This is a genomic window from Candidatus Zixiibacteriota bacterium (genome assembly GCA_036480375.1).
GTDB lineage: Bacteria > Zixibacteria > MSB-5A5 > GN15 > JAAZOE01 > JAZGGI01.
The window spans coordinates 60,324-72,495 of the sequence record JAZGGI010000022.1 but is presented as its reverse complement, the minus strand read 5'-3'; the positions used below and the strand labels follow the sequence as shown (position 1 = coordinate 72,495).

Below are 12,172 nucleotides of genomic sequence, written 5' to 3'. Positions count from 1 at the left end.
GGCAAGTCAGATGAATTTAGGAGAATACTAAAGATATGGCGAATCCGGTGAAATACGATATCAAGAATATAAAACTGGCGAACGATGGTAAGAAGCGGATTGAATGGGCTGAGGCCAATATGCCGGTTCTCAGAAAAATCAGGAATCGCTTCAGAAAAGAGAAGCCACTCAAGGGAATCAATATCGCAGCCTGCCTGCATGTTACGACCGAAACGGCTAACCTGGCCCGAACTCTTAAGGCCGGAGGAGCATCGGTCGCGTTGTGCGCTTCCAATCCTCTCTCAACTCAGGATGTTGTGGCAGCATCGCTGGTTAAGGATTACGGGATTTCTGTGTTTGCGATTAATGGGGTGAATAACAAGATTTATTATAAGCATATCAATCAGGCTCTCGATATCAAACCTCACATAACCATGGATGACGGCGCTGATTTGGTCTCGACGATTCATTCGGAAAGAAAAGAGCTTTTGGACGGCGTTCTGGCCGGGACTGAGGAAACCACAACGGGTGTGATTCGTTTGCGAGCGATGGCCAATGACGGAGCCCTGGCGTATCCGATTATCGCGGTCAATGATTCCAAGACCAAACATTTCTTTGATAATCGCTACGGTACCGGGCAATCAACCATTGACGGCATCATTCGAGCGACAAATCATCTGTTTGCCGGCTCGACCGTCGTGGTGGCCGGGTACGGTTGGTGCGGACGCGGATTTGCCATGCGCGCGGCTGGTTTGGGCGCCAGTGTTATCGTTACCGAGGTTGATCATGTCAAGGGTATCGAAGCGGCCATGGATGGATTTCAGGTAATGACGATGGCCAAGGCGTCTCCTCTGGGTGATGTGTTTGTTACTCTTACCGGAGATATTAACGTTGTTCGCCCGGAGCATTTCATCAAAATGAAGGACGGCGCCATTGTTTGCAATAGCGGGCATTTCAATGTTGAATTGGATTTGAAGGGACTCAAAGAAATTTCTCGCTCGGTCAAAACCGTCCGGTCGTTTGTTGAGGAATATCGTCTCATGAATCGCAGGAAAATTTATATCCTTGGCGAAGGACGATTGATAAACCTGGCGGCGGCTGAAGGCCATCCGGCAGTGGTGATGGATATGTCGTTTGCTAATCAATGTCTGGCGTGCGAATACTTATTGAATCGTAAATCTCCTCTGGAAAAAACCGTGCATGTCCTGCCTGAGAATCTGGATTATTCAATCGCCAAAATGAAACTGGACTCGATGGGTATAAAAATCGACCGCCTGACTCCCGAGCAGAAAAAATACCTGGCCTCGTGGGAGATGGGTACGTAGGTTTTTATAAAGACATTATCAAATGCTTAAGGCCGCCCATTTTGGGCGGCCTTTTGCTTGTCCTGAATTTATTGTCTAATTATTGGGAGTAATTTCCCCCATCGCCTTGACGGTCGATAGATAAATGCCTCGTGAATAATTATTCAATATTTCCATTGCTGTCTTTTTGTCGCTGGCGTAAATCTGGGCGGCCCATTTTTCCATTGATTCCTGAGTATCAAACGCTTGTTTTTCGACTTTATCACGTTCGGTAACAATAGACCCGATTAATTTGTCATAATTCTTTTCCGCCTTATATCGTAGGTTGCTGAAAGTCCAGAAGGCGTTGGAATAGTCATGCTGAAATGGCCGTATCAATTTTTCCTGATATTCTAACTCAGTCGAAGTGTCGCGCGAGCCCAAATACCAATCAGGAAAGGCAATGTTCCCGAAATGGAAGGGAACATAGGTCGAGACACATGGCGACGCAAGGCAAACCCAATAGACAATGCCAATATCGAGGGGCATATCTTTGCGGAGTTGAACCACAAAACTTGTTTGAGTATCATTACGGCAGATTGGCCTGAAATCCCGGTCGTGAGGATTGCCTGAAGGAGAATTGGAGCCATAATGCTCGGTGCCTTCATAATGGTCTCTGAGGATTGCCATCAAAGATGGGACGTCCATCTTTTTCTTAGGTTTCAGTGAAAAGGGATGATATCCGCCCAATTCTATCGGATCGGGAGAAACAAGTCTTAATCCTCCGTATTGGCGTCCTAAATTACCAGTATTGACGGCAACCTTCGGGTCTGCATAGGCTTTGGCGAAATCAAACTGATCCTCTTCATCGGGATCATACCAGCCACGCTCAACGGCGTAATCTATTATATCATCGGAGCCGATAAAATTCATCGTGTCCGACAAATTGATATTACGCACGGTATAGGTGTTGGCGATTAGAGCCACCTCATCATCCGGTACCCGGGCCGCGGCCCAATGCGTGCCGTTGACGGCGCAGACCAGCCAACCTTCGAGAGGATCGCTGACAATATAAGTTCGTCCTGAGGCGTCGTAACCAAACCGTTCGATTAACGCGCCTATTAAATGCACGCCTTCGCGGGAAGTTTTAGCTCTTTCGGCAACCAGTCGGCGCAGATAATAGCTGATTCCGCCTTCGGGCAAGACAGGATTGTCTTCGCGCGATGGGCAGGCGTCAGACGTGATACAAACGCCCCATTCGTTGACGTAGCTGTCGGAAAACATCAGTCCGGGAATTTCCGACCAGATATACGACCAGGTTTCCTCGATTTGATCCAGTTCCCCGCCGTTTATGAGTCGGACTTTGTCGCCGGGTTGATGTTTTATTCTTGGGATTTTGTGATGATTGACTATTTGAGGCGGCCCGTCATCTTCATTGTGCGCCATAAGCACAAACCCGTCAACCGAAGCGTCCTTCCCGACAACGATAGAATAGCAATTGTCATTGGCGTTGGATACAAGGCATAAAGCAATTGATATAAAGCAAACGAAACCTAATACTTTTTTAAAGAGAAAAGTGTTCAACATGGGTTACTCCGTAAATCTATGAATAAAAAATTGATATTTAAGCCGATGGCAGAAACTACTAAATAGAAATTAATAAATCAATGATAATCACTGCAAATTACCAATTCTACCTCTTCACGGCCTTGATCGAAAAAGTCATAGGGACGTCTTTTTTCATGTCGGGGTAGTAATACCAGCCATCTTTGTCTTTAACGAAATTGGGCCAATGGTCATAGCAGCAGAACGGAAATTCATGGATGTATTCGAGAGTCAGTCCGGCTCCAATCAAGGCGTTTATCACATCTGATAAAGTCCAGCGCCAGCCGCATTCCTCTTCGATTTTCAAATCCTTATCGCAGTAATCGCCCTCATCATAATATCGCTCCACACCCTGATTGAAATAAGGCTCAAAAACTCTTTTGTCTTTATCGAGCATATTCATGACCGGATGCCCGTCGGCGATATAGAAAAATCCGTCCCTTCTAACATATTGAGCTACTATTTTTGCCCATCGCTTGATATCTGACATCCACCACAGCACACCGTACGAAGTAAAGACAATGTCAAATTCTTCGTCCAGAACTTCGGGCAAGTTAAATAAATCGGTTCTGATAAATCGCGCCTCTAATCCGGCCTTATCTTTGAGTTCATTGGCGAGTTCAATTGACCTGTCAGAAATGTCAATTCCGGTTACTTTCGCGCCCAACCTCGCCCACGATAAGGTGTCAAGGCCGAAATGGCATTGCAGGTGCAACAAAGATTTTCCGTTAACGTCCCCGACTTCTTTCAGCTCCAGAGGATGCAGCTTTAATGAACCGTTCAGAAATTCTTTGACTCGATATTCGGGATGTTTGTAATGAGCGTCGGTGCGGGCGTTCCAGTTCTTGCGATTAATTTCATGATCCTTATTCATCGAATCCTTGTTAGCTAATATTTACTTATGAGACCGAATAAACACAAATATACCTACGACTAAAAATGCGGCGTTAATTGACCAGGCGGCGACATTGGGAGAAATCGACCCGCTATATCCGAATGATTGAGTGACCTTGAATATGACGAAGTATGTCAATGAAATACCGGCGGCGATGGCAAAAGCTCGCGCGACCCCGCTCCGTTTTGGATTGGCCGCGACCGGAACGCAAATAAACATGACAATAAACGATGTGAAGGGAAAAGATAATTTCGTTTTCAAATCGACCAACTCACGGGTATAAGGCGCGCCTGTTTTATCGAGTACTTCGATATATCCCTGCAATTCGCGGTAACCCATATCCTCCGGTTTACCTTGGTATTTCTCGAATTCTTCCGGGCGTTCTTTGCAGCTCGGTAGCAGAAGGGAATCGAATTGTTTAAAAGTTTCTTCGCCTTCGACGAAACTCCGGTAGGCGCCATTAAAGATGCTCCATTGTCCATTGGCAAATTTCATCAACTCGCCTCGGTAAGATTCCTTCAGGGAATCATTTTCGAATCTCTGCACCAGTGCGTTTTTGGCTTCTTTGCGGCCCGGGCGGAATATTTCAAAATGATAGATATATCCGCCTGATCCTTGTTTCGACAGATTATATAAGATTGAACCCTTACGGCTTTTCTTTTCAAGTTCGCCGTGTTTAATGCGTTCGCGTTCGCGGATCGTGTAAGGGAGGATTTCTTCGTTAAAGTAAAAATTGGCGCACGATAACAGGAAAGTAAAAATCAGAAGTGGCAGGGCGATGCGATAGAGGGATAATCCTGATGATTTCATGGCCAGGATCTCATTGTTTTTGGCCAGCAGCCCGATTGAAAATAAACCCGCCAGTAACACCGAAGCCGGAATGGTAATCTTATATATCCACGGGATGAAATATAAGTAATATAGCAGAACGTCTTTGACACCGGCGGCGCTATCGACAATGTCCTCAAGATGCCCGACCAGATCAACGATGAGAGCGATTATTGTTATGCCTCCGCAGGCGACCAGCAAAGAAATCAAGAATCGGGATAATAAATATCTGTCGACGGTTCTCATCATTTTTTCCCTGCTGACGCTTTGCTCCGGGTCAGTTTAAATATTGCCCAGAAACTTTTTTCAACCGATACCACATAAAGCATATATATGCCTATTGCGCCGAGCAGAAAATTAGCCGACCACATGGCCCAGAATGGTGTCACGATTCCTCTGTCTGCCAAATCTTCGCCGCCGATCAAAAAGGCCCAGTAGAGTATAAACAGACCAAGAGATATCCCTATACTGATTCCCATACTTCCTCGCCGGGCGATAATTCCCAGGGGAGTCCCGATAAGTACAAAGGCTATGCAGGCGGTTGGGATAGAATATTTTTTATATACTTCAACCATATAGGAATCGATTAGTTTTTGCTGAGTCCGGATGCCTTCTCGTTCGCGGGACAGGATTCGCGAATTGGCTTCCTCGGCCGTTGCCAGATGCGACAGCGCAATATTATCGGGAGCGGTGGAATCAGGAGACAGGGGCATCGAATCGGAAAATATAAAATCAATTCGGCTGGCGACAAGATCGTCAATTTTTTGTCGGTAAGGTTTAATCCCGGTTTCCCATTTCATGATATCTTCCAGCATCTGTCGCGACGATTTTTCCCGGTCGGTGCGGTACTGGTCATCCGTTTCCTCGAAATCCTTAGACACTTCACTGACAAGAATCCTCTGGTTTACAAATGATAATCGTCGGTAGTTTTCGGTCGATTCTTTATCGAATTCATGAATTTCGCCGTCGTTGAGGTCGAATATCAGGTCCCGGCCGTTATTGGTAAAGCTCAAGAATCCGGATTGGGCTACAATTGTGCGGGGCGCTTTACGTCTTTTGCCCATCTCGAGAATCTTAACTCCGGTTAATTCCGATGTTGTATGATTGACCGAATCAATGAGAATAATGTATCCCGGGATATCGGTCACGAAGGCGCCGCTGTGAATTTGCAGAGTCGGCCGCAGCCGCCGGACGTCCTGCATCAAAATCCGGGCGCGATGATTTATGTCGGGAAGAACTTCGTTATGAAAATAAATCATGCTGTACGTTAGCGCCAGCGCCGCCAGGATAACCGGAAACATGATTCGCATGACGTGAATGCCGGAGGCTTTGATGGCCGTGATTTCAAAATCGGACGTCAGCCTGCCGAAAGCCATAAGAGTCGCGACCAGAACCGCCATCGGGACCGAGAGAGCGATTATCCAGCCCATCTGGTAAATAAAAACCTTGAATATGATCGAGGCGGGCAGGTCTTTTCCGACAATCATATCAACCAGATGGGGGACGAAATCAATAATCAGGACGAAGGTGATGATGATAAAGGCAAAGATAAACGGTCCGATATGTTCGCGGAGAATATATAGCGATAATCGATTTCGAAAATCAAAAGCTTTGATAAAACGGACGATCAACGCCTGCCGTTTAACTTCTTTGTTTGCCGTAGCTTCCATGATAACCCAAGAATATACACAGCCGAAAATGTTGAGTAAAGAAAATTAAATGCCTCCTCTTGACATCGGAATAATAAATGTTATTATTCTTATACAATCGTGAAAGATATTTATGTCAAAGATTTGCGTCCCGGAGATACTATTACGGGAATTTTCGCGCTCAGAAAATTGGAATTGCTCGAAAAAGACGGGCGGTTTCGGCTGGCGATGGAGTTGGGTGATAGTACCGGCCGGGTGAAAGCCGTCATGTGGGACGTTTCAGAAGATCAGGCCGCATTGTACGAAACCGGGATATTCGTCAAGGTTAAGGGGCCGATTTCGACTTATATGGGAGCCAATCAACTGCGAATCGACCGAATCCGTCCAGTAACCAAAGATGATGATATTGATATGCGTGATTTTTTCCGCTCGGCGACTCGAACTAAAGAAGAATTAAACGGGCTTTTGAATTCGATGATTGAGCGGGTGGATAATAATTATTTGAAGACACTGTTGAACAATATTTTTGATGATGAAGATATTCGCGAAAAATACCTGACATCTCCCGCCGCGAAACTGCTTCATCATGACACTATCGGCGGACTGGCTGACCATTCGCTAAATATCGCTGAAATTGTCGTCAGACTCGGCGATTTGTATCCCAAACTCAATCGCGATTTGTTGATTTGCGGAGCGATCCTTCATGACATCGGGAAAATCTGGGAATTCAGTGTTGATTCGATGATTGATTACTCCGATTCCGGGCGGTTGATCGGGCATATCGCCCAGGGCGATGAATTCGTTTGCGCCATCGCCGACGATATTGAACATTTTCCTGAAGATTTGCTCATGCATCTGCGTCATTTGATCGTTTCGCATCAGGGCGAGCTGCAAAAAGGCTCACCAGTCGTACCGCAAACTCCCGAAGCCGTTCTGTTGCATCATTCCGATGAGCTCGATTCCCGTATGGGCGCCGTTGAGAAGATTCGCGAACGCACCGGCGATTCCGGTTGGTCAACCTACCAGCGCATCTTCGAACGCTTCTTTTACTTCGGAACTGGAGAAAATCTGGATGAATCTCAGGAATAGATTATTAATGATGAAAACCCATGGACACATGAAACGGGGAACAACGAGCTAAATGTCGATCTTGGAAATATGAAATGCAAATTATTAATTTTAGGATTAGGGGCGAATGGGGAACCGATTAAAGTACATGAAGAAGTTACCAACTGCAATTGCTTTAATCTTTACTATATTTATTATAAGAATAATATATATTTTGATAATCATTGATCCTGAGTATAGATTGCATCAACAGCTTGCATTCAAGGAAGATTCATATTTTTTTGATGAAAAATTGAAAAAAATGTCTGAAGGAAGTATCATATTTAATGATCCAGATTCTATAATGCAATATGAGGAGAAGTTACTAATTAATTTGCTGTTAAGTGTACCGATGTCACCTATTGAATTGGAGCAAGAAATAGAAAAGAGTATTGCAAATAGTCCAATCGAAAGTTATAGAATTAAAGTATCGAATATAATGGAGGCGAATCTAATTGGAGACGGTTTTGATATTATTCCAATAACTCCGGAAAAACAGGCTGTCAGTAAATTAGAATTAACGGAATGGAAGTGGGAAATTATCGCTCGAAAACCTGGAATTCAGAGATTGCATTTAACAATTAATGCAATAATTCACTTTGAGGGGGAGACAGTTCCACGATCCATTAAGACATTTGAAAAAGAAATCAAAGTTGAAGTTACATTAACTCAGAGAATGGCGATCTTTATAAACAGCAATTGGCAATGGCTTTGGGTTACAATTATAGTCCCGTTGTATCCTCTTATCAGAAAGTATGTGAAAAACTATCGCAAGAAAAGACAGATAGGATTTGAGAAATAACAAACAAGTCAGTAGGGCGGGATCCCTGCCGAAGGTCCTGAGCGAATCCCCGGCGGGGTGGGACTTGACCGCCAAACTGATTCAAAGTCATTCCTGCGAAAGCAGGAATCTAAAAAGATGCGGAATTTGCCGTGCTGTCAGGTCCTGCGCCGACGAAGGAGGCGTGTGACCTGACAGATAAAACTGTCTGTTCGTTTACCGCTCCGTTTAAGAACCGGCAATACAATTCGAATCCTGTAGTAGGCTTCAATCATCGCCGGCCCAACCTTTCCAAATCGGAATTGGGCCGCTGTTATTTGATTCATAATCTCCAGCACTCGACCATTTCCAGTCAGCAGGATTAGTGACTAATCCGTTACGGACAGGATTATTGTGAATATACTTCAATTTAGTCAATAATACGCTTTCTGAATATAAACCGACACTATCATACCGAGGCATCCAAATATTTTGATCATTTATCCCCAAGTCCCGAACAGCTTTCTGGGTAATAAATTTCTTAAAATCCCTAATATAATTGCCAAGATCAATAGAATTTATATAAAGAATAAGGTGGATATGACTTGGCATGAAGACATGACCTACGATCTTTGCTTGATACTTTTCGTTATAGAAGATTAGTGATTCGGATAATTTTTCATAAAAGCCTGGAACGTTGCCAAATTGTTTCCAATTCTCAAATGTTGCGGTAATAAAGAAGAAATTTGTGTTCGATTGACTAATATGCCTTTTTCCCATTTGGTTAATGAAATGTCAGGTCACACTTTTGGCAAGCCAAAAGCAGGACCTGACATCACTTTTTTAAGGATGAAACCGAATAATAGCTCATCTCAGATTAGTGCATTGTAATAGTTTTCAGCAAAAACTGAAACACTCCCTCCTTGAATTAATTTCCACACCCATTGGGATATTTTTTCCGATTTGGGGATTTATTAACCTCGTAAAATTAAGTCAAGAATCAGCGTAAGTCGCACAGTAACAATATGATAAATTGCTTAGGCTCACACGGGCACGGGCCTTGCTCATTCAGGATTCGGACAAATAGATTTTTGTGAGGTACATGTATGCCTGAAGAAGAAAAAACTAAAGCTGAAACTCCCAAAGAGGGAGGCGAAGAGCAAAAGCCTAAGAAATCCAAAGGGCCGATGATGCTGATTATCATCAGCGTGGTCGGATTCGCGATTTGTATCGGCGCTTTTTCGTTTTTTATGGGGGTTTTTTCGAGCCCTCCCGCTGGGGAAGGTGACGATACCGCCACGGTTGAAGAAAAGCATGCCGAGGAAAAATCCGCCCCAGACCAAAAACAATCTGAAGATGAAGACATGTCGGAAATAGACGCCCTCGAAAGTGAATTGTTTGGCCTGCAGGATATCGGCGATGTGGAAGATATGGATGATATGATGGATCTGGTTGATAATACCGAACGAGGTATGTCAAAAGAGGATTCAATCGAAGCTGCCAACTGGCTTGAAAACGAGAAGGAAAAACTCACCACCGAAAGAAAAGAGCTGGATGCCCGCAAAAAAGAGCTCGACAGGCGCGAGTATCATTTAAAGCAGCTTTTGGCGAAAAGAGACCAGATGGAGTCGGCGCGGATTGGTTCCCTGGCCAAATTATATGACGGCATGAAGCCGCAGCAGGTGGCTCCGCTAATAAATAAGTTAACAATCAAGCAAGCGGTAGATGTGCTTTTGAAAATGAAACCGGCCAATGCGGCCAAGATATTGGGCGCTCTCAAGCCCGATCGCGCGGCCCGCATTTCGGCTGAAATGATAACCTTAAGTGAGGAGTAATTGATGGTTTTTAGTGAATCACAAAGATTGTCTGTTATCTCCCGGAGGCGTTTATGAATAACGGAGTCATGGGACTTTCCGCCAGCCCGTTTGATATGTTATTGGGTTTTGGTGGGAAGCAGCCCGCTCAGGGCCGATCAAGCCCGGATGACTTCGGGCAATTGCTGAGTCTGTTTCCGCAATTGCAGTTGTCTGAAATGACGCTTCCGGGCATGACGGATGGTTTAAACCCGGAAATTTTGATCCGGCAGGACTTTCTGCCGTTAACCGTGGGTGCGGGTAAGATTGTTATTCCGCAGGAATTTGCGGAAATGGCAGGATTGAAGCAGGTCATATTTCCGGACACAAAGATTCAATCGCCACTCGAGTCAGAATTAAAATCGGGGCATTTCGCGCAGGCTGATTTGGTAATGGTCGAAGGCGATGAGAATCAGGATATCTTTCTCAGACTCAAATCGATGAGTGATAATCTGTCGCAGGGATTGAAACCTGAGGCGGAAGTTTCTGAGAAGAATACAATTATTTTACCGATGCAAATCCGGACGGTCGAGCTGAATGGGAAGCAACTATTTGCCGACGCCGTTCTAAAAACAGCGGCCGGGGAAGATGTGTCGATCCGGTTAAAATTGGATGTGACCGGAAATCAGAATAAGACATCTGGAGATGGTCTTATTTATGTTCGCAACGACGGGGATACGGCTCGCCATGTGAAACAATTGCCGGAATTAATCCGGGATCTGAACGTGAAATTAATAGCCGTAGAGGGCATCGAGGAAAACGCTCAGGCAATGACCAAATCGGCGCTTCCCCGGGCCGTCGTAGAATTGATGAACCCAAAAAATATCAATGACGCGAAGTTAGGAATTACTAAGGAGACATTACCTGATGTTGAGACTTTGGAAGCCAATCCAAAGGATATTAGTTCAAAGAATGGACAAGTATCCAAAGGACTGCAAAATACTAATTCAGGTTCCGTTCTCAACGCAGAGACTTCCGCTTTTGAGAAATTGAATGGCCGAGTATCTGAAACTCAAGTTCCGACGACCTCTGAAATCACTTCTTCAGTTTCGAATAATCAGGGTTCGTTTGATCAAAAGTTGTCGACACCAACGGTCAAGTTCTTTGATCTTGATTTTGGATTGAATCAGTTAAAACAAAATCCGGGTCAGAAAATCAGAGTCCAGTTGTCGCCGGCCCGATTGGGTACGATGGAATTATCTATTGCCAGTCATCGTGGTCATGTGACGATCAACCTGGTTCTCAACTCGATGCAGGCCAAGCAGGCGGTCGAGCGCGGTCTGGCTCATCTGGAAAGTCAGCTATCGGCTTCGGGCATCAAAGTGGATACTTTCCAGCTTCATGTCAACGGTCCGACCAGAGGGGAATCATTCGCCGGACATCAGCATCATTTTTATCAGGGTGATTATGGCCAGCATCAACAGGGTCAGCGATTCTATCGCGATATGTTTGAAAAGGCCCAGAACCGACTTAACCAGTCCGGTGAGAGTTTTGACCGGATTATGGTAGATTGTCTTGCGTAAGGGAGGTCTTAAATGCCACTGGAAAATGTAACATATGTTAATACAAAAAATGGATTTGGGCAGATAGCGCCTCCCAGCAAAGACCTCGGGCGAGATGAGTTTCTCAGATTATTAGTGGCCCAGCTATCCCATCAGGACCCGATGAATCCAATTAAGGATGAGGCTTTTGTCGCGCAGTTGGCTCAGTTTTCTTCATTGGAACAGTTGGAAAATATGAACCGTAACATGATCGATAGCCTCAACTATGACTTTTTGCTGTCGCAGACAATCTCCAATACTATGGCGACATCGTTAATCGGTCGGTCGGTGCGGGCGGATTCCTCGCAGTTATATCTGGAAACCGCCGGAGCGGCCGATATTGCAGTTGATCTTGACAAGGCCGCCACCGAGTTGGTAATAACTATTAAGGATATTGACGGCAATGTCGTCAGAACAATTAACAAAAACGGACTGACACCCGGTGATCATCTCATCAATTGGGATGGTACCGATAATAACGGCGTCCAGGCATCATCGGGAGTGTACACGATCGATATTGTTGCCAAAGACACCAATGGTAATTCGTTTACTCCCCGTCAGTATCTGGAAGGTAAAGTATCCGGTATTACCTACAAGGAAGGGTTGGCTCTGTTAAATATCAACGGCCAGCAGATTCCGTTGTCATCAGTCCGAGAGGTTAATGAGGGATAG

Annotated in this window: 11 protein-coding genes; 6 read left to right on the top strand and 5 right to left on the bottom strand. The window is 45.0% G+C overall.

The window, feature by feature from the left end:
* The first annotated feature begins 47 nt into the window (after positions 1 to 47).
* Complete coding sequence (gene ahcY / locus V3V99_05740; protein MEE9442152.1) at positions 48 to 1,304, top strand: adenosylhomocysteinase; 1,257 nt, start codon at positions 48 to 50, stop codon at positions 1,302 to 1,304.
* A 75-nt stretch (positions 1,305 to 1,379) separates the two neighbouring features.
* On the opposite strand, the gene V3V99_05735 is transcribed toward ahcY, so the two are convergent.
* From V3V99_05735 to V3V99_05720, 4 genes are all read right to left on the bottom strand, one after another.
* Complete coding sequence (locus tag V3V99_05735) at positions 1,380 to 2,849, bottom strand: C69 family dipeptidase (GenBank protein ID MEE9442151.1); 1,470 nt, start codon at positions 2,847 to 2,849, stop codon at positions 1,380 to 1,382.
* A gap of 106 nt (positions 2,850 to 2,955) precedes the next feature.
* Entirely contained in the window at positions 2,956 to 3,741 is a 786-nt protein-coding gene (locus tag V3V99_05730) for a class I SAM-dependent methyltransferase (GenBank protein MEE9442150.1), read from the bottom strand.
* Between the two features lie 21 nt (positions 3,742 to 3,762).
* Positions 3,763 to 4,839 carry an LptF/LptG family permease gene (locus V3V99_05725; protein MEE9442149.1) on the bottom strand — a complete coding sequence of 359 codons (1,077 nt, stop codon included), beginning with the start codon at positions 4,837 to 4,839 and terminating at the stop codon, positions 3,763 to 3,765.
* Complete coding sequence (locus tag V3V99_05720; protein ID MEE9442148.1) at positions 4,836 to 6,260, bottom strand: LptF/LptG family permease; 1,425 nt, start codon at positions 6,258 to 6,260, stop codon at positions 4,836 to 4,838. The genes V3V99_05725 and V3V99_05720 overlap by 4 nt, the downstream gene beginning before the upstream one ends.
* A 99-nt stretch (positions 6,261 to 6,359) precedes the next feature.
* Between V3V99_05720 and V3V99_05715 the strand changes: the two genes are divergently transcribed.
* Together V3V99_05715 and V3V99_05710 are read left to right on the top strand one after the other, a co-directional pair.
* Positions 6,360 to 7,328 carry an HD domain-containing protein gene (locus V3V99_05715; GenBank protein MEE9442147.1) on the top strand — a complete coding sequence of 323 codons (969 nt, stop codon included), beginning with the start codon at positions 6,360 to 6,362 and terminating at the stop codon, positions 7,326 to 7,328.
* A 127-nt stretch (positions 7,329 to 7,455) separates the two neighbouring features.
* Positions 7,456 to 8,148, top strand: coding sequence for a hypothetical protein (locus V3V99_05710; protein ID MEE9442146.1), 693 nt, complete (start codon positions 7,456 to 7,458; stop codon positions 8,146 to 8,148).
* A gap of 246 nt (positions 8,149 to 8,394) precedes the next feature.
* On the opposite strand, the gene V3V99_05705 is transcribed toward V3V99_05710, so the two are convergent.
* On the bottom strand, positions 8,395 to 8,886 hold the full coding sequence (locus V3V99_05705) for a transposase (GenBank protein MEE9442145.1): 492 nt from the start codon (positions 8,884 to 8,886) through the stop codon (positions 8,395 to 8,397).
* Positions 8,887 to 9,212: 326 nt separating this feature from the next.
* On the opposite strand from V3V99_05705, the gene V3V99_05700 reads away from it, so the two are divergent.
* Genes V3V99_05700 through V3V99_05690 form a run of 3 tightly spaced genes read left to right on the top strand, consistent with a single transcriptional unit; the run spans position 9,213 to position 12,172 of the window.
* Complete coding sequence (locus tag V3V99_05700) at positions 9,213 to 9,941, top strand: hypothetical protein (GenBank protein ID MEE9442144.1); 729 nt, start codon at positions 9,213 to 9,215, stop codon at positions 9,939 to 9,941.
* Between the two features lie 53 nt (positions 9,942 to 9,994).
* Positions 9,995 to 11,482, top strand: a complete 1,488-nt coding sequence (locus tag V3V99_05695) for a flagellar hook-length control protein FliK (protein ID MEE9442143.1) — start codon at positions 9,995 to 9,997, stop codon at positions 11,480 to 11,482.
* 12 nt (positions 11,483 to 11,494) lie between these two features.
* Positions 11,495 to 12,172: a flagellar hook capping FlgD N-terminal domain-containing protein gene (locus tag V3V99_05690; GenBank protein ID MEE9442142.1), complete on the top strand. Its 678-nt coding sequence runs from the start codon at positions 11,495 to 11,497 to the stop codon at positions 12,170 to 12,172.

Bases quoted from the DNA above. Each gene is read 5' to 3' on its own strand.
- V3V99_05690 (MEE9442142.1), top strand. From the start codon at position 11,495: ATGCCACTGGAAAATGTAACATATGTTAATACAAAAAATGGATTTGGG.
- V3V99_05700 (MEE9442144.1), top strand. From the start codon at position 9,213: ATGCCTGAAGAAGAAAAAACTAAAGCTGAAACTCCCAAAGAGGGAGGC.
- V3V99_05735 (MEE9442151.1), bottom strand. From the start codon at position 2,849: ATGTTGAACACTTTTCTCTTTAAAAAAGTATTAGGTTTCGTTTGCTTT.
- V3V99_05710 (MEE9442146.1), top strand. From the start codon at position 7,456: ATGAAGAAGTTACCAACTGCAATTGCTTTAATCTTTACTATATTTATT.
- V3V99_05705 (MEE9442145.1), bottom strand. From the start codon at position 8,886: ATGGGAAAAAGGCATATTAGTCAATCGAACACAAATTTCTTCTTTATT.
- V3V99_05725 (MEE9442149.1), bottom strand. From the start codon at position 4,839: ATGATGAGAACCGTCGACAGATATTTATTATCCCGATTCTTGATTTCT.
- V3V99_05695 (MEE9442143.1), top strand. From the start codon at position 9,995: ATGAATAACGGAGTCATGGGACTTTCCGCCAGCCCGTTTGATATGTTA.
- V3V99_05730 (MEE9442150.1), bottom strand. From the start codon at position 3,741: ATGAATAAGGATCATGAAATTAATCGCAAGAACTGGAACGCCCGCACC.
- V3V99_05720 (MEE9442148.1), bottom strand. From the start codon at position 6,260: ATGGAAGCTACGGCAAACAAAGAAGTTAAACGGCAGGCGTTGATCGTC.